Below are 20,419 nucleotides of genomic sequence, written 5' to 3'. Positions count from 1 at the left end.
GTGCCGTGAAGACGTTCGACGAGCTGTTCGCGGAGCTGACCGAGAAGGCCGCATCGCGCCCCGAGGGCTCCGGCACCGTCGCCGAACTGGACGCCGGTGTGCACCAGATCGGCAAGAAGATCGTGGAAGAGGCCGCCGAGGTCTGGATGGCCGCCGAGTACGAGGGCGACGTCCGCACGGCCGAGGAGATCTCGCAGCTCGTGTACCACCTGCAGGTGCTCATGGTCGCGAAGGGCCTCACCCCGGCGGACGTCTGGCGACATCTGTGACTCGCTGACCAGTCGCCGACCTCCACCAGAAAGCAGACCACTGATGCTGCGCATCGCCGTGCCCAACAAGGGCTCGCTCTCCGAGACCGCCTCCGAGATGCTGCGGGAGGCCGGCTACGCCGGTCGTCGTGACCCGAAGGCCCTCCACCTCATCGACGAGCGCAACGGCGTGGAGTTCTTCTTCCTCCGTCCGCGCGACATCGCGACCTACGTCGGTTCGGGCGCGCTCGACGTCGGCATCACCGGCCGCGACCTGCTCCTCGACTCGGGGTCCCAGGCGCACGAGGTCGACGCCCTCGGGTTCGCCGACTCGACCTTCCGCTTCGCGGGCACCCCCGGACGCTTCGGTTCGCTGCAGGACCTCGACGGGGTCCGCGTCGCGACGAGCTACCCCGGTCTCGTGGGGGAGTTCCTCGGTCGTCACGGGGTGACCGCCACGCTCGTGCAGCTCGACGGTGCGGTGGAGAGCGCGGTCCGGCTCGGGGTCGCTGACGCGGTCGCCGACGTCGTCTCGACCGGCAGCACCCTGCGCCAGGCGGGCCTGGAGATCTTCGGGCCGGTCATCCTCGAGTCCACCGCGCTGCTGATCTCGACCGACGAGACCATCCCCGGCATCGACGTGCTCCGCCGCCGGCTGCAGGGCGTGCTCGTCGCCCGGGGCTACGTGATGCTCGACTACGACATCCCGACCGACCTGCTCGAGCAGGCGACCGCGATCGCCTCGGGCATCGAGTCCCCGACGGTCTCGCCGCTGCACGGGCGCGACTGGTCCGCCGTGCGCGTGATGATCCCGCGCGACGACGCCAACCTGATCATGGACGCGCTCTACGACCTCGGCGCCCGCGCCATCCTCGTGAGCCCCATCCACGCCGCACGCCTGTGAGCACCGCCGTGGGCGGCGCCCGTGGCGGCGTCGCGGTCCGCGTCGTCCCGTGCCTCGACGTCTCCGGCGGTCGGGTCGTCAAGGGCGTCAACTTCCTCGACCTGCAGGACGCCGGCGACCCGGTCGAGCTCGCGGCGCGCTACTACGAGCAGGGTGCCGACGAGCTGACCTTCCTCGACGTCGGGGCCACGGTGGAGAACCGGTCGACGATGTACGACACGGTGACCAGGACGGCCGAGCAGGTCTTCATCCCGCTCACCGTCGGCGGTGGCGTGCGCAGCGTCGACGACGTGTCCCGGTTGCAGCAGTGCGGCGCGGACAAGATCGGCGTGAACAGCGCGGCGATCGCCCGCCCGGACCTGGTCGGGGAGATCGCCGACCGCTTCGGCGCACAGGCCGTCGTGCTCTCGCTCGACGTCAAGCGCTCGGACCGCACCGACTCCGGCTTCGTCGTGACGACCCACGGCGGCCGCACCGAGACCGACATCGACGCCGTCGCCTGGGCCCGCGAGGCCGTCGAGCGGGGCGCCGGTGAGCTGCTCGTGAACTCGATCGACGCCGACGGCACGAAGAACGGCTTCGACCTCGACCTCGTCCGTGCCGTCCGCGCCGTGTCGTCCGTGCCGGTGATCGCCTCGGGCGGCGCCGGGCGGGTCGAGCACTTCGCGCCGGCCGTCGACGCCGGTGCCGACGCCGTGCTCGCCGCCAGCGTGTTCCACCGTGCGGAGATGACCATCGGCGACGTCAAGGACGCCCTGCGGGAGTCCGGGCACGCCGTACGCTAGGAGCCTCATGACCGACAGCACCAGCACCAGCACCGAGGCGGTCCTCGACCGCGCGCGCTTCGGTGCGGACGGCCTGCTCCCGGCAGTCGTGCAAGAAGAATCGTCGAAGGACGTCCTCATGCTCGGCTGGATGGACCGCGAAGCCCTCCGCCGCACCCTGACCGAGGGGCGCGTGACCTTCTGGTCCCGGTCGCGGCAGGAGTACTGGCGGAAGGGCGACACCTCCGGGCACGCCCAGTACGTGCGGGCGGCCGCACTGGACTGCGACGACGACACCCTCCTGGTGACCGTCCAGCAGGTCGGTGCCGCGTGCCACACGGGTGCGCACCGCTGCTTCGACGTCGACCCGCTCGACCCGGTGACGGCCACGGCGCCGTCCGCCGACGCCACGGTCGGCGACCTGACGGAGACGACCCGATGACGACGACCACCCCGTCGGCCGCGACGATCCCCGACAAGCCGCACACGACCTCCCGTCCGGAGTTCGACGCCCTGGTGGCGGACGGCCACCGCGTCGTCCCGGTGGTGCGCGCCCTCTACGCCGACAGCGAGACCCCGGTCGGCGTCTACCGGAAGCTCGCCGACGGCCGCCCCGGGTCCTTCCTGCTCGAGTCCGCCGGCCAGGGCGGCCTGTGGTCGCGCTGGTCCTTCGTCGGCGTGCGGAGCTACGGCGTCCTGACGCAGGACGGCGACCAGGCCGCGTGGATCGACACCGGCATGAGCGCCGACCGCGCCGTCGGCTCGCTCGACGGCGCACCGCTCGAGGTCCTCGCCCGGCTCCACGAGCGCTGGGCCACCCCGCGCGTCCCGGGCACCCCGCCGCTCGTCGGCGGGACGGTCGGGTTCATCGGGTGGGAAGCCGTCCGGCAGCTCGAGCACCTGCCGAACGTGCCGCCCGCCGACTTCGAGGTGCCGGGGCAGTCCCTCGCCTTCGTCGCCGAGCTCGCCGCGCTCGACCACCGCACCGGACTGGTCCTGCTCGTGGCGAGTGCCCTGAACGACGGCACCGACGACGCCGACGCGCTCTGGACCGGTGCGCAGGAGCGCCTCGACCGGATGCAAGCCGACCTCGTGCAGCCGAGCCCCGCCACCGTCGCCGAGGCCTTCGACATCGCCGAGCCCGCCGCCAGGCACCGCACGACGCCGGACGACTACATGGCGGCCGTCGTGCGGTCGAAGGACTTCATCCGGGACGGCGACGTCTTCCAGGTCGTCATCTCGCAGCGGTTCGACCACGACGTCACGGCCGACCCGCTCGACGTCTACCGGGTGCTCCGCACGCTGAACCCGAGCCCGTACATGTACTTCCTGTCCATGGCGGACACCGCCGGTGACCCGTTCTGGATCGTCGGCGCCTCCCCGGAGGCACTGGTCAAGGTGCAGGACGGCCGCGTGATCACGCACCCGATCGCCGGGTCCCGTCCGCGTGGGGCAACCCCGGAAGAGGACGTGCGCCTGGGCGAGGACCTGCTCGACGACCCCAAGGAGCGGGCCGAGCACCTGATGCTCGTGGACCTGTCCCGCAACGACCTGCAGAAGGTGTGCGAGCCCGGCACCGTCGCGGTGACCGAGTTCATGACGGTCGAGCGCTTCAGCCACATCATGCACCTGGTGTCGAGCGTCGAGGGCGTGGTACGCCCCGAGCAGTCGGCGATCGACGTCTTCCGGGCGACGTTCCCGGCCGGCACGCTCTCCGGGGCCCCGAAGCCGCGCGCGCTGGAGATCATCGACGAGCTCGAGCCGGCCAAGCGCGGCGCGTACGCCGGGGTCGTCGGCTACTTCGACTTCGCCGGGGACGCCGACCTGGCGATCGCGATCCGGACGGCGCTCATCAAGGACGGCGTCGCACGGGTGCAGGCCGGAGCGGGGCTCGTCGCCGACTCCGACCCCGCGACCGAGCACGCCGAGGCCGTCAACAAGGCCGCGGCGCCGCTCCGGGCCGTCGCCACCGCGAACCGCATGCGCGAGGTCCGGTCATGAAGCGCTCCCGTCCGCTCGTCGTCGTCCTCGGCCTGGCGGTCGCGGGCATCGTGATGCTCTCGTGGACGCAGACGTGGTTCACGCTCCGCCTGGACGCCGACGCCGCCGTCACCCCGACGGTCGTGGCCGACGGTGCCGCCGCGGTCCCGCAGTTCACCGCACTGGCGATCGCCCTGCTCGCGCTGTTCCTCGCCATGACCATCGCCGGGCGGGTCGTCCGGGTCGTCCTCGCCGGCATCGAGATCCTGCTCGGCCTCGGCATCGTCGTGTCCGGGGTGTCCGCCCTCAGCGACCCGGTGTCGGCCGCGCGCGGTGCCGTCGGCGAGGTCGCCGGGGTCAGTGACCTCGCAGCGGTGCGGCGCATCGTCACGAGCGTCCACGTGACCGCGTGGCCCGCCGTCGGCATCGCCGGGGGCGTCCTCGCCGTGCTGCTCGGGATCGTCGTGCTCGTCGTGCAGCGGTCCTGGCCGGGCCCGAGCCGCAAGTACGCCGCCACCCCGACCACCACCGCGACCGCGCCGAAGTCAGCTCCGGTCCAGCGTGACGCCATCGTCGACTGGGACGACCTCAGCGCCGGGCTCGACCCGACGGACCCCGCCGACCCGGTCACCGTGGCCGAGACGGACCCGGTCACCGTGGCCGAGACGGACCCGGTCGCCGTGACCGAGACGGACAGCCGCGGCACGGTAGGATCAGACTCGCGTCGTACGACCGACGACGCCCACGACCACGAGGAGCACCGTGAGCACCACTGAGCCCGCAGATCTCGGCGAAGGCCACTCGCCGGCAGCCTGGACGTCCGTCATCATCATGCTGGCTGGCTTCGCGATCGGGACGCTGTGCTTCTGGTTCGACATCGCTTGGGGCGTCTGGGCGTCCGCCGGGATCGTCGTGATCGGCCTCATCGTCGGCTGGGTCATGGGGCGTGCCGGCTACGGCGTCAACGGTCCGAAGTACGTCGGCAAGCACCACAACGAGTAGGGCGAGCATGCCGAACGTGCTCGAGACCCTCGTCGCGGGCGCGCTCGAGGACGCCGCCGCCCGTCGCCTCGACCGTCCGTACTCCGACGTCGAACGCGACCTCGACCGTGTGACCTCCCCGCTCGACGCCCTCGACTTCCTGTCAGCGGGGGAGCGCGTGAAGGTCCTCGCCGAGGTCAAGCGCGCCAGCCCCTCCCGCGGGTCCATGGCCCCGATCGAGGACCCGGCCGCACTCGCCGCCGACTACGAGCGCGGTGGTGCCTCGGCGATCAGCGTGCTGACCGAGGGCCGGAAGTTCCTCGGCTCCCTCGCCGACCTCGAGGCCGTCAAGGCCCGCGTGTCGGTGCCGGTGCTCCGCAAGGACTTCATCGCCGACCCGTACCAGGTGATCGAGGCCCGGGCGGCAGGGGCCGACATCGTCCTGCTCATCGTCGCCGCACTCGACCAGGCCCAGCTCGTCGAGCTGCACGGCCTGGCCGAGGAGCTCGGCATGCGCGTCCTGGTCGAGGCCCACTCCGCGGACGAACTGTCCCGCGGGATCGACGCCGGCGCCCGGATCCTCGGCGTGAACGCCCGGGACCTCACCGACTTCTCGCTCGACCGCGACCTCTTCGGCTCCCTGGCCGACCGCATCCCCACCGGTGTCGTCCGGGTCGCCGAATCCGCCGTGTCGAGCCCCGCCGACGTCGCGCACTACCGGGCAGCCGGTGCCGACGTCGTCCTCGTCGGGGAGGCGCTGGTCACCGGCGCCGACCCGGCCGCAACGCTCGCGTCGTTCCTCGACGCCTGACCACCCCGTCCGCCCGGCGTCCGTGCCGGGCACCCCTGGAGCACCATCGTGACCTCACTCCGTGACCTCCACGGCCCGTACTTCGGCGACTTCGGCGGACGCTTCGTCCCCGAGTCCCTCGTGCTGGCCCTCGATGAACTCGAAGCCGCCTTCCGCGAGGCCTGGGCAGACCCGGCCTTCCACGAGGAGCTCGACACCCTGCAGCGCGACTACACCGGCCGCCCGTCGATCATCACCGAGGTGCCGCGCTTCGCCAAGCACGCCGGTGGTGCCCGGGTGATCCTCAAGCGCGAGGACCTCAACCACACCGGTTCGCACAAGATCAACAACGTGCTCGGCCAGGCGCTCGTGGCCAAGCGCCTCGGCAAGACCCGCCTGATCGCGGAGACCGGCGCCGGCCAGCACGGCGTGGCCACCGCGACCGCCGCAGCGCTCTTCGGCATGGACTGCGTCGTGTACATGGGCGCCGTCGACACCGACCGCCAGGCACTCAACGTCGCCAGGATGCGGCTGCTCGGGGCCGAGGTGATCCCCGTCGAGACGGGTTCGCGCACCCTCAAGGACGCCATCAACGACGCCCTCCGCGACTGGGTCGCCAACGTCGACTCGACGCACTACCTGCTCGGCACGGTCGCCGGTCCGCACCCGTTCCCGGAGATGGTCCGCGAGTTCCACAAGGTGATCGGCGTCGAGGCCCGCCAGCAGGTCCTCGACCTCGTCGGTCGCCTGCCCGACGCCGTCGCGGCGTGCGTCGGCGGCGGGTCGAACGCGATGGGCATCTTCGAGGCCTTCCTCGATGACGAGTCCGTTCGCCTCCTCGGGTACGAGGCCGGCGGCGACGGCGTCGAGACCGGCCGGCACGCGGCCAGCATCACCCTGGGCCGCGAGGGCGTGCTGCAGGGTGCCAAGTCGTACCTCATGCAGGACGAGGACGGCCAGACCATCGAGAGCCACAGCATCTCCGCCGGCCTCGATTACCCGAGCGTCGGCCCGGAGCACGCCTACCTGGCCTCCATCGGCCGTGCGCAGTACGAACCCATCACCGACACCGAGGCGATGGAGGCCTTCCGTCTGCTCAGCCAGACCGAGGGCATCATCCCGGCGATCGAGTCGTCCCACGCCCTCGCCGGGGTGATGAAGCTCGGCAAGGAGCTCGGCCCCGACGGCGTCATCCTGGTGAACCTCTCCGGGCGCGGCGACAAGGACGTGGCCTCGGCCAGCCGGTACTTCGGGATCCTCGACGAGAACGCGGAGCAGCTGTGAGCACGAACCGGACCGTCGCCACCACGATCGACCAGGCGAACACCGACCGCGCGGGAGCGGTGGTCGGGTACCTGCCCGCCGGCTTCCCGACGCTCGAGACCAGCATCGACGCCGCGGTGGCCCTCGCCGAGAACGGCGTGGACGTCATCGAGCTCGGCCTGCCGTACTCCGACCCCGTGATGGACGGCCCCGTCATCCAGCGGGCCGCCGAGGAGTCGCTGGCGAACGGCTTCCGCGTCGCGCAGGTGTTCGACGCCGTGCACGCCATCACCGAGCGCGTCGACGTCCCCGTGCTCGTGATGACCTACTGGAACCCGGTGCTCCGGTACGGCGTCGAGCGCTTCGCCGACGACCTCGTGCAGGCCGGCGGCGCCGGGCTCATCACGCCCGACCTCATCCCCGACGAGGGTCGTGCGTGGATGGACGCCTCCGAGCGCACCGGTCTCGACCGCGTGTTCCTCGCCGCCCCGTCCTCCTCGGACGTCCGCATGCACCAGGCCGTCGAGTCCAGCCGCGGCTTCGTCTACGCCGTCTCCACCATGGGCGTCACCGGCGCACGACTCGGCGTCGACGTCGCGGCCCGCACGGTCGTCTCCCGACTCCGTGACGCGGGCGTCGCCCGCACCTGCGTCGGTCTCGGCATCTCCACCGCCGACCAGGTCGCCGAGGTGCTCGAGTACGCCGACGGTGCCATCGTCGGGTCCGCCTTCGTCCGCGCCCTCGCCGACCTCGGCGTCACCGGCGTCGGTCAGCGGGCCGCCGAGCTGACGGTCGGCGCCCAGCGCCGCTGAGCAGCAGCAGTCCCGAACGGGAGGCCCGGTGCGGGTGAGCAGACCCGCTCACCCGCACCGGGCCTCCCCTCTCCACCCGCATCACGGTTCCCACAGACACCGCCGTCGGTTCCTGACCACCGGACCAGCCGCGCTACAGTGATCCGGGGTCGACGCGGGTCGACCCACCGCCCGGCCGCACCGGCTGCGCAGCAACGAAAGGCGAGAGCACCTCCATGCCCCTCCTGAGCATCCCGAGTCCCAGCACGGCCTGGCAGTACTTCGACCTGACGGCCTGGCTGCGCGACGTGTTCGGCTGGTCGCTGCCGCTCGACTTCCGCATCCACGCGTACGCGATCTGCATCCTCCTGGGGATCGTCGCCGCCGTGATCCTGACGAACCGCCGCCTGAACGCCCGCGGCGTCGAGCGCTGGATCATCATCGACATCGCGATCTGGGCGGTGCCGTTCGGCATCGTCGGTGGCCGGCTGTTCCACGTCCTGACGCACTTCAGCGACTACTTCGGTCCCGGGCGCGACCCGTGGTCCTTCCTCTACATCTGGGAGGGCGGCCTGGCGATCTTCGGGGCGCTCATCCTCGGCTCCGTCGGCGCGTACTTCGGGTGCCGCCAGGTGGGGCTGCGCTTCACGGCCTTCCTCGACGCCGTCGCCCCGGCGATGCTGCTCGCGCAGGCCTTCGGCCGCCTCGGCAACTACTTCAACCACGAGCTGTTCGGCATGCCGACCAACCTGCCGTGGGGCCTGCAGATCGAGTCCTCGAACGCCGCGTACCCGACCGGGCTGCCCGAGGGCACCCTGTTCCACCCGACGTTCCTCTACGAGATCATCTGGAACGTCGTCGGCGTCGCGGTGATCCTGCTCATCGACCGCCGGTTCCAGCTGCAGTGGGGCCGGGTCCTCGCGCTCTACCTCATCTGGTACGGCATCGGCCGCTCCGTCCTCGAGTCGATCCGCGTCGACACGAGCGAGACCTTCTTCGGCGTCCGCACGAACGTCTGGGTCGCGTTCGCCGCGATCCTGGTCGGCATCGTCATCTTCATGGTGCAGTCCCGCCGGCACACCGGCAAGGAGCCGAGCCCCTACCTGCCCGGTCGCGAGCCGCGGGCGAAGTCCGTAGACTCGGACGACACCTACTCGGAGCACGACGACGACGTCCCCGTCGGCGCCGGGTCCGGTTCGGTCGCCACAGCAGTCGACCGTTCCTGAGGGTCCGGCCTCCACGCCGTCACCCGACCAGCACCACCCCCAACGGGTCTGCCACAAGCGGCCCCCATCCTCCGCACGGCGTCCGGGCAACCACCCGCTGACGTCGCGCACCGGCACCAGTTCCGCCCACCTCGGGCCCGCCCTCCTCGGGCGGAACGCACCACCGGGCCACCGCTGTCCCTGTTCCACTTCCTCGTGAGGACGGTTCCCCATGGCGCTCCTGCCACCCCAGTCCACGGCACCGGCTGAGCTCCTGCCGGCGCACCAGCGGTTCTCGGCCGTGCCGAAGGCCACCGGGATGTACGACCCGGCGAACGAGAAGGACGCCTGCGGTCTCGCGATGGTGGCGACGCTCCGCGGGACGCCGGGCCACGACATCGTCGACGCCGCACTCGGCGCACTGCGCAACCTCGAGCACCGCGGTGCCGTCGGGTCGGACGCCGGCACCGGTGACGGCGCCGGCATCCTCTGCCAGGTGCCGGACGCCTTCCTGCGTGAGGCCGTGCCGTTCGCCCTGCCCGCCGCGGGGGAGTACGCCGTCGGCACCGCCTACCTGCCGCTGAACGAGGACGACCGCGCCGCCGTGAAGGCCGCGATCGAGGCCACCGCCGACGACGAGGGCCTCCGCGTCCTCGGGTGGCGCGAGGTCCCGGTGCGCCCGGAGGTCCTCGGCACCCTGGCCCGCGCCGCGATGCCGGCGTTCGAGCAGCTCTTCGTCGCGTCGACCCGCCACGACGACCAGGGCGCCGCGTGGAACGGCATCGCGCTGGACCGCCAGGCGTTCCGCATGCGCAAGCGCGTCGAGCGCGAGCGCGAGGTCTACTTCATGTCGCTGTCGGCCCGGACGATGGTCTACAAGGGCATGGTCACGACGCTGCAGCTCGAGCCCTTCTACCCCGACCTCAGCGACGAGCGCTTCGCCTCGAAGCTGGCGATCGTGCACTCCCGGTACTCGACGAACACGTTCCCGTCGTGGCCGCTCGCCCAGCCGTTCCGCACGCTGGCGCACAACGGCGAGATCAACACCGTCCGCGGCAACCGGAACTGGATGCGCGCGCGGCAGTCCCAGCTCGAGAGCGACCTGCTCGGCGACATGGCACCGCTGCTGCCGATCGTCAGCCCGGGCGCGAGCGACTCCGCGTCGTTCGACGAGACCCTCGAGCTCCTGACCCTGTCCGGCCGCTCGCTCCCGCACGCGGTGTCGATGATGGTGCCGGAAGCGTGGGAGAACCAGCTCGACATGGACCCCGACCTGCGGGCGTTCTACGAGTACCACTCGATGCTCATGGAGCCGTGGGACGGCCCCGCGGCGATCACCTTCACCGACGGCTCGCTCGTCGGGGCCACGCTCGACCGCAATGGGCTGCGCCCGGGGCGCTTCCTGGTGACCGACGACGGGCTCATCGTGATGGGCTCGGAGACGGGCGTCATCGACGTGCCCGCGTCCAAGGTCGTCCGCAAGGGGCGGCTGCGCCCCGGTCGGCTGTTCCTCGTCGACACCGAGGCCGGCCGCATCATCGAGGACGACGAGGTCAAGCAGAGCCTGGCTTCGTCGGGTCCGTGGAGCGAGTGGCTCGAGGCCGGGCGCATCAACCTCCGTGACCTCCCCGAGCGCGAGCACATCGTGCACACCCCGGCGTCCGTGACCCGCCGTCAGCGGGCCTTCGGCTACACCGAGGAAGAGGTCCGCATCCTGCTGCGCCCGATGGCCCAGGCGGGTGCCGAGCCCCTCGGCGCCATGGGGTCGGACACGCCCATCGCGGTGCTGTCCGAGCGTCCCCGGCTGCTCTTCGACTACTTCACGCAGCAGTTCGCGCAGGTGACGAACCCGCCGCTCGACTCGATCCGCGAGCAGGTGATCACCTCGATGGGCCTCGGGCTCGGTCCCGAGCGCAACCTGCTCGACGCCGGCCCCGAGCACGCGAAGCAGATCGTGCTCGACTTCCCGGTCATCGACAACGACCAGCTCGCCAAGGTGCAGCACTTCGAGAGCGACTCCGGCCGCCACCTCACGGTGACGATCAAGGGCCTGTACCGCGTCGACGCCGGCGAGCAGGCCATGGAGCAGCGCCTCCAGGCCGTGTGCGACGAGGTCGACGAGGCCATCGAGTCCGGCAAGCAGTTCATCGTGCTGTCCGACCGCGACGGCAACGCCGAGAACGCGCCGATCCCGAGCCTGCTGCTGCTCGCCGCCGTGCACCACCACCTGATCCGGACCGAGCAGCGGATGAAGGCCGGGCTCATCGTCGAGGCCGGTGACGTCCGCGAGGTCCACCACGTGGCGACGCTCATCGGGTACGGCGCCTCGGCGATCAACCCGTACCTCGCGATGGAGACCTGCGAGAACCTGGTCCGCTCCGGGATGATCAGCGGGATCACCCCCGAGCAGGCCGTCAAGAACGTGATCAAGGCGCTCGGCAAGGGCGTGCTGAAGATCATGTCGAAGATGGGCATCTCGACGGTGTCCAGCTACGCCGGCGCCCAGGCGTTCGAGGCCGTCGGGCTGAGCCAGGCGTTCGTCGACCGCTACTTCACCGGCACCTCCTCGATCCTCGGTGGCGTCGACATCGACGTCATCGCGAAGGAGAACGCCCAGCGGCACCAGCAGGCCTACCCGCTGGACGGCTCGGTCGTTGCGCACGAGCGCCTGCAGACCGGCGGCGAGTACCAGTGGCGCCGACAGGGACCGCCGCACCTGTTCAACCCGGACACGGTGTTCCGGCTGCAGCACGCCACGCGCTCGCGCCGGTACGACATCTTCCGCGAGTACTCCAAGGCCGTGGACGAGCAGGCCGAGGAGCTCATGACGCTCCGCGGGCTGTTCCGCTTCAAGCAGGGCGAGCGCACCCCGGTGTCGCTCGAGGACGTCGAGCCGATCGAGTCGATCGTCAAGCGGTTCAACACCGGCGCCATGTCGTACGGCTCCATCTCCAAGGAGGCCCACGAGACCCTGGCGATCGCGATGAACCGGCTCGGCGGTCGGTCGAACACGGGTGAGGGCGGCGAGGACGTCGACCGCCTGCTCGACCCCGAGCGCCGGAGCGCGATCAAGCAGGTCGCGTCCGGACGGTTCGGCGTGACGAGCATGTACCTGACCCACGCGACCGACATCCAGCTGAAGATGGCCCAGGGCGCCAAGCCCGGCGAGGGCGGCCAGCTGCCCCCGCAGAAGGTCTACCCGTGGGTCGCGCGGACCCGGCACGCCACCGCCGGTGTCGGCCTCATCTCGCCGCCGCCGCACCACGACATCTACTCGATCGAGGACCTCAAGCAGCTGATCTTCGACGTCAAGCGAGCCAACCCCTCGGCGCGGGTGCACGTGAAGCTCGTCAGCCAGTCCGGCATCGGCGCGGTCGCCGCCGGCGTGACGAAGGCCCTGGCCGACGTCGTGCTCGTCTCCGGCCACGACGGCGGCACCGGGGCGTCCCCGCTGAACTCCCTGAAGCACGCCGGCACCCCGTGGGAGATCGGGCTCGCCGAGACGCAGCAGACGCTCATGCTGAACGGCATGCGCGACCGCGTGGTCGTGCAGGTCGACGGCCAGATGAAGACGGGCCGCGACGTCGTCGTGGCCGCGCTGCTCGGCGCCGAGGAGTACGGCTTCGCGACGGCACCGCTCGTCGTCGAGGGCTGCATCCTGATGCGCGTCTGCCACCTCGACACCTGCCCCGTCGGCGTGGCGACGCAGAACCCGGAGCTGCGCAAGCGGTTCTCCGGCAAGCCCGAGTTCGTCGTCAACTTCTTCGAGTTCATCGCGCAGGAGGTCCGCGAGCTCCTCGCCGAGCTCGGCTTCCGCACCCTCGACGAGGCCATCGGCCAGGCCGACGCCCTCGACGTCGACCGTGCCGTGCACCACTGGAAGGCGTCCGGCCTCGACCTGGCGCCCGTCCTGGCCGGGCCGCAGTTCGCAGCGGACGAACCCCGTCGCCACCACCGCGAGCAGGACCACGAGCTCGAGCAGCACTTCGACGTGCAGCTCATCCACCGGGCGTCCGACGTGCTCGAGCACGGTGGCTCGCTCACGCTCGACCTGCCGATCCGCAACACGGAGCGCGCGGTCGGCACGATGCTCGGCCACGAGGTCACCCTGCGTCACGGCGAGAACGGGCTGCCGGCCGGCTCGATCGACATCACGCTGCGCGGGTCCGCGGGGCAGTCGCTCGGCGCGTTCCTGCCCGCCGGCATCACCCTGCGGCTCATCGGCGACAGCAACGACTACGTCGGCAAGGGCCTGTCGGGCGGCGACATCGTCGTGCGTCCCGCTGAGTCCAGCGGCTTCGAGCCGTCGGAGAACGTCATCGCCGGCAACGTCATCGGCTACGGCGCCACCCAGGGCAGCATGTTCATCCGCGGCATCGTGGGGGAGCGCTTCCTGGTCCGCAACTCCGGTGCCAGCGCCGTGGTCGAGGGCGTCGGCGACCACGCCCTCGAGTACATGACCGGCGGCCTCGCGGTCATCCTCGGCGAGACCGGGCGGAACCTCGGTGCCGGCATGTCCGGCGGCACCGCGTACGTCCGCGGGCTGCGCCGGGAGCACGTCAACACCGACGCGCTCGCGAGCGGCGAGCTCCGGCTCGAGCCGCTCGACAGCGCCGACGTCGAGATCGTCACCGACCTGCTCCGGCGGCACGCCGACGAGACCGGGTCGACCCTGGCCGCCGGACTCCTCGAGTCCGGTGACCTCAGCGAGTTCGTCAAGGTGCTCCCGCGTGACTACGCGGCCGTGCTCGAGACCCGCAGACAGGCCGTCGACGAGGGGCTCGACCCCGACGGCGACATCGTGTGGAACAGGATCATGGAGGTGACCGCAGGTGGCTGACCCCAAGGGGTTCCTGAAGGTCCAGGAACGAGAACTGCCGCCCCGGCGGCCCGTGCCCGTGCGGCTCATGGACTGGAAAGAGGTCTACGAGCAGCAGGAGTCCGGCGCGCTCAAGCGCCAGGCCGGCCGCTGCATGGACTGCGGCGTGCCGTTCTGTCACCAGGGCTGCCCGCTCGGCAACCTGATCCCGGAGTGGAACGACCTCACGTGGCGCGGCGAGGGCCGCCAGGCGATCGAGCGGCTCCACGCGACGAACAACTTCCCGGAGTTCACCGGCCGCCTCTGCCCGGCGCCCTGCGAGTCCTCCTGCGTGCTCGGCATCAACCAGCCGCCGGTGACCATCAAGCAGGTCGAGGTCTCGATCATCGACGAGGCCTACCAGAAGGGCTGGGTCACCCCGCACCCGCCCGAGCGCCTGACCGGCAAGACCGTCGCCGTCGTCGGCTCCGGGCCCGCCGGCCTGGCCGCCGCGCAGCAGCTCACCCGCGCCGGGCACACCGTCGCCGTCTACGAGCGCGACGACCGCATCGGTGGTCTGCTCCGCTACGGCATCCCGGACTTCAAGATGGAGAAGCGCCAGATCGACGCGCGGCTCGCCCAGATGCAGGCCGAGGGCACCCGCTTCCGTGCGGGCGTCGAGATCGGCCGCGACATCACCTGGGACGACCTGAAGTCCCGCTACGACGCGGTCGTCGTCGCCACCGGTGCCACCGTCCCGCGCGAGCTGGCGATCCCGGGGCGCGACCTCGAGGGCGTGCACTTCGCGATGGAGTACCTCGTGCAGCAGAACCGCGCGGGTGCCGGCACCGTCGTCGACAACCAGGTCACCGCCGAGGGCAAGCACGTCGTCGTCATCGGCGGTGGCGACACCGGTGCTGACTGCATCGGCACCGCCCACCGACAGGGCGCCCTCAGCGTGACGAACCTGGCGATCGGCAAGCAGCCGCCCGTCGAGCGTCCGCAGGACCAGCCCTGGCCGATGTTCCCGACGCTGTACGAGGTCGCGAGCGCCCACGAGGAGGGCGGTGAGCGCACCTTCCTCGCCTCCACGGTCGAGTTCCTGGCCAACGACGCCGGCGAGGTCCGCGGTCTGCGCGTCGCCGAGACCGAGTACGTCGACGGCCGCCGCATCCCGAAGGCCGGCACCGAGCGCGAGATCCCCGCGGACCTCGTCCTCATCGCCATGGGCTTCACCGGCCCGGAGACCCACACGATCGAGCCGCAGCTCGGCTTGCCCGTGGACGCCTCAGGAGCGGTGGCCCGTCAGGCCGACTACACGACGAACGAGCCGGGCGTCTTCGTCGCCGGTGACGCCGGTCGTGGACAGTCCCTCATCGTCTGGGCCATCGCCGAGGGCCGTGCTGCCGCGGCGAAGGTCGACGAGTACCTCGAGGGCACGACGATGCTGCCGGCGCCGGTGAAGGCGACCGACCGGGCGATCTCCGTCTGATGCACACCACAGGGTGAGCGGGAGGCCACCAGCACTCGATAGGGTGCTGGTGGCCTCCTCGTCATGCGAAGCCCCACGAGCACGACATGCCGCACGCCCCACCGTTCTCTCGCGAGAGAGACCGTCCACCACACGAAGGAATCCATTGCGACGCGCAAAGATCGTTTCGACCCTCGGACCGGCCACCTCGGACTACGAGACCGTCAAGGAGATCATCCAGGCCGGTGTCGACGTCGCCCGACTCAACCTGAGTCACGGTGACTACAGCGTCCACGAGGCCAACTACGTCAACGTCCGCCGTGCTGCCGAGGAACTCGGCAAGCCGGTCGCGATCCTCGTCGACCTGCAGGGTCCGAAGATCCGCCTCGCCAAGTTCGCCGACGGCCCGCACGAGCTCGCCGTGGGCGACGTCTTCACCATCACGACCGAGGACGTCCCCGGGTCGAAGGAGATCTGCGGCACGACCTTCAAGGGCCTCCCGCAGGACGTCAAGCCGGGTGACCCGCTGCTCATCGACGACGGCCGGGTCCGCCTGCGCGTGCTCGACACCGACGGCGTCCGCGTCCGCACGGAGGTCGTCGTCGGCGGCACCGTGTCGAACAACAAGGGCATCAACCTGCCCGGCGTCGCCGTGAACGTCCCCGCGCTCAGCGAGAAGGACGAGGCCGACCTCCGTTGGGGCATCCGGCAGGGTGCCGACCTCATCGCGCTGTCCTTCGTCCGCAACGCCTCCGACGTCGACCGCGCGCACGAGATCATGGACGAGGAGGGCAAGCGCCTCCCGGTGATCGCGAAGATCGAGAAGCCGCAGGCCGTCGACGCCCTCGAGGAGATCATCGACGCCTTCGACTCGATCATGGTCGCCCGCGGTGACCTCGGCGTCGAGCTCCCGCTCGAGGCCGTCCCGATCGTGCAGAAGCGCGCGGTCGAGCTGGCCCGCCGCATGGCCAAGCCGGTCATCGTCGCGACGCAGATGCTCGAGTCGATGATCTCCTCGCCGATCCCGACCCGCGCCGAGACCTCCGACGTCGCGAACGCCGTGCTCGACGGCGCCGACGCCGTGATGCTCTCCGGTGAGACCAGCGTCGGTGAGTACCCGGTGCAGACCGTCCGCACGATGGCCCGCATCGTCGAGTCGACCGAGGACCACGGCCTCGAGCGCATCGCGCCGCTCGGCACGAAGCCCCGCACCCTCGGTGGCGCCATCACGCTGGCCGCCGTCGAGATCGCGGAGTTCACCGAGGCCTCGTACCTCTGCGTGTTCACCGAGTCCGGCGACTCCGCACGCCGCATGTCGCGCCTGCGCCACGGCCTGCCGATCATCGCCTTCACCCCGAACGAGGCCACCCGCCGCCGCATGGCCCTGACCTGGGGCGTCCGCTCGTTCCTCGTCGAGCGCAAGACCCACACCGACGAACTCTTCTCGCAGGTGGACGACGTCCTCCTCGGGAACGGCCTGGCCGCCCCCGGCGACCGCGTCATCGTGACGGCCGGGTCGCCCCCCGGACTCGAGGGCTCGACGAACGACCTCCGGGTGCACCGCGTCGGTGACGCGCACGCGGAGGCCGCGCCGGCCTACGTCCGGGACTGATCCCGGCTCAGGGACACCGCGCGACGGCGCGGACGGGAAGCCCCCACAGCGTTCAGCTGTCGGCCTCCGGTCCGCGCCGTCGTCCGTCCACCGCCCCCATCACGTCGACAGGAGACGACCACGATGCGTGAACCGAGCCTCCCGTCCGGCACCGAGGCGCGTCGCCCCGGCGACGTGCGCCGATGGCGGCGCTACCTGGCGGACGAACGCGCCGAGGCCGCCGTGTACCGGAACCTGGCGTCCCGCCGATCGGGCGAGGAGCGCGACATCCTCGACGCCCTGGCCGAGGCCGAGGGGCGCCACGAACAGCACTGGGTGGACCTGCTCGGTGCCGACGTCGGCCGTCCGCTGCGCGGGAGCCTGCGGACCCGGGTCCTCGCGACCCTGGCGAAGCGCTTCGGCTCGGTGTTCGTGCTCGCGCTCATGCAGCGCGCCGAGGACCGCTCGCCGTACGCCGACGACGCCGACGCGACCGCACGGATGGCGGCCGACGAACGCATCCACGGCGAGGTCGTGCGCGGACTCGCGAACCGCGGGCGGATGCGCCTGTCCGGCACCTTCCGCGCCGCGGTCTTCGGGGCGAACGACGGGCTCGTGTCGAACCTGGCGCTCATCATCGGCATCAGCGCCTCCGGCGCCGACCGGCACTTCGTCCTGCTCAGCGGCATCGCGGGGCTCCTGGCCGGTGCGCTGTCGATGGGGGCGGGGGAGTACGTCTCCGTCCGGTCGCAGCGGGAGCTCCTCGAGGCCTCGGCACCCCACCCCGAGGCCGGCAGCGCGGTGGCCGACCTCGACGTCGACGCCAACGAACTCGCCCTGGTCTACCGGGCCAGGGGCATGCCAGAAGCGGACGCCGCCGCGCACGCCGCCGACGTGCTGGCCGGACTCGGCAGCGCTCCGGAGACCCGACCGACGCGCATCCCCGACGACCACGAGGCCGTCGGCAACGGCATGAGCGCCGCGATCTCGAGCTTCTGCTTCTTCGCCTCGGGCGCGGTCATCCCGATCCTGCCCTACCTGTTCGGGCTCGAGGGCTGGGTGGCCATCGGGGTCGCAGCAGCCCTCGTCGGCATCGCCCTGCTCGGGACCGGCGCCGTGGTCGGCGTCCTGAGCGGTGCGTCGCCCCTCCGCCGGGCACTGCGGCAGCTCGCGATCGGCTTCGGCGCCGCGGTCGTGACCTACCTGCTCGGCCTGCTCTTCGGCACCGGCGCGGCCTGACCCGTCGGCGGGCCCTGGGGTCTCGTCAGCGCCGGAGGGCCGCGCGCGGGGGCAGCAGCAGCAGTGCTCCGGCCCCCACCGCGATGAGCGCGATGCCGGCGAGCACCGTGAAGACCGTCAGCGCCAGGCCGGGCGCGAGGAGCACGGCCACGCCGCCGAGGACCGACACCACCCCGCTGACGACCGACGGCACGCGGGACGAGCCCGGGTGGCCGACCGCGCCGCCGACGATCGCCGCGACGCCCTCGACGAGGAACGCCACCCCGGCCAGCAGGGCGTAGACCACCAGCGGGATCGCCGGGTCGAGCAGGGTCACGAGCCCCGCGAGCGCCACGAGCGTGCCGACGACGCCGGACGTCCAGCGCCAGAGCGGCGGCGTGCCGTGCCCGCGCACCGCCGCGACGACGCGCAGGACCCCGGACACGACGAGGTACACACCGAACACCAGGGCGACGACGACGAGGGACGGGCGCGGGAGCACGACGGCGACGACGCCGAGGACGACAGCCACCACGGCCGAGACGACCACGAAGACCCGGAACGTGCGGACGGCACGGGAATCCACAGGCACTCCTCCTGACTGGACTGCTTCGGACCTCGACGGTACCCGGCGTCCTCCGGGTCCGTCCGTGGGCGCCGGCCGACCACGGTGCGCGCTGCTGGTAGCCTGGGTGCCCTCGCGAGTGTGGTGGAATCGGCAGACACGGGGCACTCAAAATGCTCTGCCTCACGGCGTGCGGGTTCAAGTCCCGCCACTCGTACCGAACAACGTGCACTGCAGTGCGACATGCGTGCTCGGGGCGTCGCGTCTAGTAGGCTCTCGGTCGTGAGTGACACAGAAGCAACTGCAACAGCACCCCGTCGCGTCGTCGTCGCCGAGGACGAGTCGCTCATCCGCCTGGACATCGTCGAGATCCTCCGCGACAACGGCTTCGACGTCGTCGGTGAGGCGGGTGACGGTGAGACCGCGGTCCAGCTGGCCACCGACCTGCGCCCCGACCTCGTCATCATGGACGTCAAGATGCCGCAGCTCGACGGCATCTCCGCTGCCGAGAAGCTCTCCAAGAACCACATCGCGCCGGTCGTCCTCCTGACGGCGTTCAGCCAGAAAGAGCTCGTCGAGCGTGCGACCGAGGCCGGCGCGCTCGCCTACGTCGTGAAGCCCTTCACCCCGAACGACCTGCTCCCCGCGATCGAGATCGCCCTCTCGCGGTACCAGCAGATCATCACGCTCGAGGCCGAGGTCGCCGACCTGGTCGAGCGCTTCGAGACCCGGAAGCTCGTCGACCGCGCCAAGGGCCTGCTCAACGAGAAGATGGGCCTGACCGAGCCCGAGGCCTTCCGCTGGATCCAGAAGGCCTCCATGGACCGCCGGCTGACCATGCACGACGTCGCCAAGGCGATCATCGAGCAGCTCAGCGCCAAGAAGTAGTCGCGCACTGAACGTCTGCGGAAGCGCCGTCACCCGGTCCGGGTGGCGGCGCTTCCTCGTGCGGTGCCCATCTGCGAAGGTGGAGCCGTGAACGACGTCGTGATCCGAGCCTCCCGTCCGACCGACATGCCGGCGGTGGCCGACCTGCGGTGGCGGTGGAGCGTCGAGGAGGGCGGCCAGACGCCGGTCCACACATTGGAGGCGTACCGGGCCGCGATGACGGCGTTCTCCGCGGCGCACCCGGAGACCCACCGGTGCGTCGTGGCGGAACGCGACGGCCGTGTCCTCGGGATGGCGTGGCTCGGCCTGGTGGGCCGGCCGCCGACGCCGGACCGGCCCGACGGTCGGTTGACCGGCGACGTGCAGACGGTCTACGTGCACCCGGACGTGCGTGGGCTCGGCGTGGCCGGTCGTCTGGTGACGGCACTGCTCGACGTCGCGGACGACCTCGGTGTGGAGCGGGTGTCGGTGCACTCGAGCGTCGACGGTGAGCGGCTGTACCGGCGGCTCGGCTTCGGCGACGCCCGGCTGCTGCTGCAGCGTCCCGCGGAGGACTGAGGCGGTCAGCGCCGCTCGCGGATCATGTTCGTGATGCGCACGGTCGAGCAGCGTCGGCCCTGGTCGTCCGTGAGCACGATCTCGTGGGTGGTGAGCGTGTTCCCGAGGTGGATCGCCGTGCAGGTCCCCGTGACGGTGCCGCTCGTCGCACTGCGGGAGTGGGACGCGTTCAGCTCGATGCCGACCGCGTAGCGACCCGGTCCGGCGTGCACGTTCGCGGCCATCGAGCCGAGGCTCTCGGCGAGCACCACGTACGCCCCGCCGTGCAGGAGCCCGACCGGCTGGCGGTTGCCCTCCACCGGGATGGTGCCGACCGCGCGCTCGGCGGTCATCTCCGTGATGACCATGCCCATCTTGTCGGCGAGTTCGCCCATGCCCCGCGCGAGGAGACGCTCGTCGACGGT

The 20,419-nt window shown here is 71.4% G+C and carries 19 protein-coding genes and 1 tRNA gene; 18 read left to right on the top strand and 2 right to left on the bottom strand.

Going from position 1 to position 20,419, the window contains the following annotated elements; all coding sequences use genetic code 11:
• Window positions 1–5 precede the first annotated feature (5 nt).
• From OXR63_RS00670 to OXR63_RS00600, 15 genes are all read left to right on the top strand, one after another.
• Complete coding sequence (locus OXR63_RS00670; protein ID WP_071275117.1) at window positions 6–269, top strand: phosphoribosyl-ATP diphosphatase; 264 nt, start codon at window positions 6–8, stop codon at window positions 267–269.
• Between the two features lie 43 nt (window positions 270–312).
• Window positions 313–1,152 carry an ATP phosphoribosyltransferase gene (gene hisG / locus OXR63_RS00665; protein WP_194660433.1) on the top strand — a complete coding sequence of 280 codons (840 nt, stop codon included), beginning with the start codon at window positions 313–315 and terminating at the stop codon, window positions 1,150–1,152.
• Window positions 1,149–1,937, top strand: coding sequence for an imidazole glycerol phosphate synthase subunit HisF (hisF, locus tag OXR63_RS00660; protein ID WP_267419333.1), 789 nt, complete (start codon window positions 1,149–1,151; stop codon window positions 1,935–1,937). Before hisG ends, hisF begins: the two co-directional genes overlap by 4 nt.
• A 7-nt stretch (window positions 1,938–1,944) precedes the next feature.
• Window positions 1,945–2,358, top strand: a complete 414-nt coding sequence (hisI, locus tag OXR63_RS00655) for a phosphoribosyl-AMP cyclohydrolase (protein WP_267419332.1) — start codon at window positions 1,945–1,947, stop codon at window positions 2,356–2,358.
• On the top strand, window positions 2,355–3,917 hold the full coding sequence (locus OXR63_RS00650; RefSeq protein WP_267419331.1) for an anthranilate synthase component I: 1,563 nt from the start codon (window positions 2,355–2,357) through the stop codon (window positions 3,915–3,917). The genes hisI and OXR63_RS00650 overlap by 4 nt, the downstream gene beginning before the upstream one ends.
• Complete coding sequence (locus OXR63_RS00645) at window positions 3,914–4,672, top strand: Trp biosynthesis-associated membrane protein (RefSeq protein ID WP_267419330.1); 759 nt, start codon at window positions 3,914–3,916, stop codon at window positions 4,670–4,672. The genes OXR63_RS00650 and OXR63_RS00645 overlap by 4 nt, the downstream gene beginning before the upstream one ends.
• The gene (locus OXR63_RS00640) at window positions 4,659–4,898 is read left to right on the top strand and encodes a DUF6704 family protein (RefSeq protein WP_194660437.1); all 240 of its coding nucleotides are present in this window, start codon (window positions 4,659–4,661) and stop codon (window positions 4,896–4,898) included. Before OXR63_RS00645 ends, OXR63_RS00640 begins: the two co-directional genes overlap by 14 nt.
• 16 nt (window positions 4,899–4,914) lie before the next feature.
• Window positions 4,915–5,688 carry an indole-3-glycerol phosphate synthase TrpC gene (trpC, locus tag OXR63_RS00635; protein ID WP_267419423.1) on the top strand — a complete coding sequence of 258 codons (774 nt, stop codon included), beginning with the start codon at window positions 4,915–4,917 and terminating at the stop codon, window positions 5,686–5,688.
• A gap of 48 nt (window positions 5,689–5,736) precedes the next feature.
• On the top strand, window positions 5,737–6,951 hold the full coding sequence (gene trpB, locus OXR63_RS00630) for a tryptophan synthase subunit beta (protein ID WP_267419329.1): 1,215 nt from the start codon (window positions 5,737–5,739) through the stop codon (window positions 6,949–6,951).
• The gene (trpA, locus tag OXR63_RS00625) at window positions 6,948–7,742 is read left to right on the top strand and encodes a tryptophan synthase subunit alpha (protein WP_267419328.1); all 795 of its coding nucleotides are present in this window, start codon (window positions 6,948–6,950) and stop codon (window positions 7,740–7,742) included. The genes trpB and trpA overlap by 4 nt, the downstream gene beginning before the upstream one ends.
• Window positions 7,743–7,957: 215 nt before the next feature.
• Complete coding sequence (gene lgt, locus OXR63_RS00620) at window positions 7,958–8,947, top strand: prolipoprotein diacylglyceryl transferase (protein ID WP_267419327.1); 990 nt, start codon at window positions 7,958–7,960, stop codon at window positions 8,945–8,947.
• Window positions 8,948–9,245: 298 nt separating this feature from the next.
• Window positions 9,246–13,766 (top strand): glutamate synthase large subunit, encoded by a 4,521-nt coding sequence (gltB, locus tag OXR63_RS00615; RefSeq protein WP_267419422.1) that lies wholly within the window; start codon window positions 9,246–9,248, stop codon window positions 13,764–13,766.
• A complete protein-coding gene (locus OXR63_RS00610; RefSeq protein ID WP_267419326.1) occupies window positions 13,759–15,216 on the top strand; it encodes a glutamate synthase subunit beta in 1,458 nt (485 codons plus the stop codon). The genes gltB and OXR63_RS00610 overlap by 8 nt, the downstream gene beginning before the upstream one ends.
• Before the next feature lie 145 nt (window positions 15,217–15,361).
• On the top strand, window positions 15,362–16,807 hold the full coding sequence (gene pyk / locus OXR63_RS00605; RefSeq protein WP_267419325.1) for a pyruvate kinase: 1,446 nt from the start codon (window positions 15,362–15,364) through the stop codon (window positions 16,805–16,807).
• Window positions 16,808–16,930: 123 nt separating this feature from the next.
• A complete protein-coding gene (locus tag OXR63_RS00600; protein WP_267419324.1) occupies window positions 16,931–18,025 on the top strand; it encodes a VIT1/CCC1 transporter family protein in 1,095 nt (364 codons plus the stop codon).
• 25 nt (window positions 18,026–18,050) lie between these two features.
• Here the strand turns inward: OXR63_RS00600 and OXR63_RS00595 are convergent, their stop codons facing one another.
• Complete coding sequence (locus OXR63_RS00595) at window positions 18,051–18,590, bottom strand: DUF308 domain-containing protein (protein ID WP_267419323.1); 540 nt, start codon at window positions 18,588–18,590, stop codon at window positions 18,051–18,053.
• A gap of 114 nt (window positions 18,591–18,704) precedes the next feature.
• Between OXR63_RS00595 and OXR63_RS00590 the strand changes: the two genes are divergently transcribed.
• The 3 genes from OXR63_RS00590 (at window position 18,705) to OXR63_RS00580 (ending at window position 20,015) form a co-directional block, all read left to right on the top strand.
• Window positions 18,705–18,786 (top strand) — tRNA-Leu (locus OXR63_RS00590).
• Between the two features lie 65 nt (window positions 18,787–18,851).
• Window positions 18,852–19,457, top strand: coding sequence for an ANTAR domain-containing response regulator (locus tag OXR63_RS00585; RefSeq protein WP_071275157.1), 606 nt, complete (start codon window positions 18,852–18,854; stop codon window positions 19,455–19,457).
• An 87-nt stretch (window positions 19,458–19,544) separates the two neighbouring features.
• Window positions 19,545–20,015: a GNAT family N-acetyltransferase gene (locus OXR63_RS00580; RefSeq protein ID WP_267419319.1), complete on the top strand. Its 471-nt coding sequence runs from the start codon at window positions 19,545–19,547 to the stop codon at window positions 20,013–20,015.
• Window positions 20,016–20,020: 5 nt separating this feature from the next.
• Here the strand turns inward: OXR63_RS00580 and OXR63_RS00575 are convergent, their stop codons facing one another.
• Entirely contained in the window at window positions 20,021–20,389 is a 369-nt protein-coding gene (locus tag OXR63_RS00575; RefSeq protein ID WP_267419420.1) for a PaaI family thioesterase, read from the bottom strand.
• Window positions 20,390–20,419: the final 30 nt, after the last annotated feature.

The organism is Curtobacterium sp. GC_Cur_3 (genome assembly GCF_026544205.1).
GTDB lineage: Bacteria > Actinomycetota > Actinomycetes > Actinomycetales > Microbacteriaceae > Curtobacterium.
This window is presented reverse-complemented; position numbering and strand designations above follow the sequence as displayed.

Bases quoted from the DNA above. Each gene is read 5' to 3' on its own strand.
- hisG (WP_194660433.1), top strand. From the start codon at position 313: ATGCTGCGCATCGCCGTGCCCAACAAGGGCTCGCTCTCCGAGACCGCC.
- hisI (WP_267419332.1), top strand. From the start codon at position 1,945: ATGACCGACAGCACCAGCACCAGCACCGAGGCGGTCCTCGACCGCGCG.
- OXR63_RS00650 (WP_267419331.1), top strand. From the start codon at position 2,355: ATGACGACGACCACCCCGTCGGCCGCGACGATCCCCGACAAGCCGCAC.
- OXR63_RS00645 (WP_267419330.1), top strand. From the start codon at position 3,914: ATGAAGCGCTCCCGTCCGCTCGTCGTCGTCCTCGGCCTGGCGGTCGCG.
- lgt (WP_267419327.1), top strand. From the start codon at position 7,958: ATGCCCCTCCTGAGCATCCCGAGTCCCAGCACGGCCTGGCAGTACTTC.
- gltB (WP_267419422.1), top strand. From the start codon at position 9,246: ATGTACGACCCGGCGAACGAGAAGGACGCCTGCGGTCTCGCGATGGTG.
- OXR63_RS00600 (WP_267419324.1), top strand. From the start codon at position 16,931: ATGCGTGAACCGAGCCTCCCGTCCGGCACCGAGGCGCGTCGCCCCGGC.
- OXR63_RS00575 (WP_267419420.1), bottom strand. From the start codon at position 20,389: ATGGGCGAACTCGCCGACAAGATGGGCATGGTCATCACGGAGATGACC.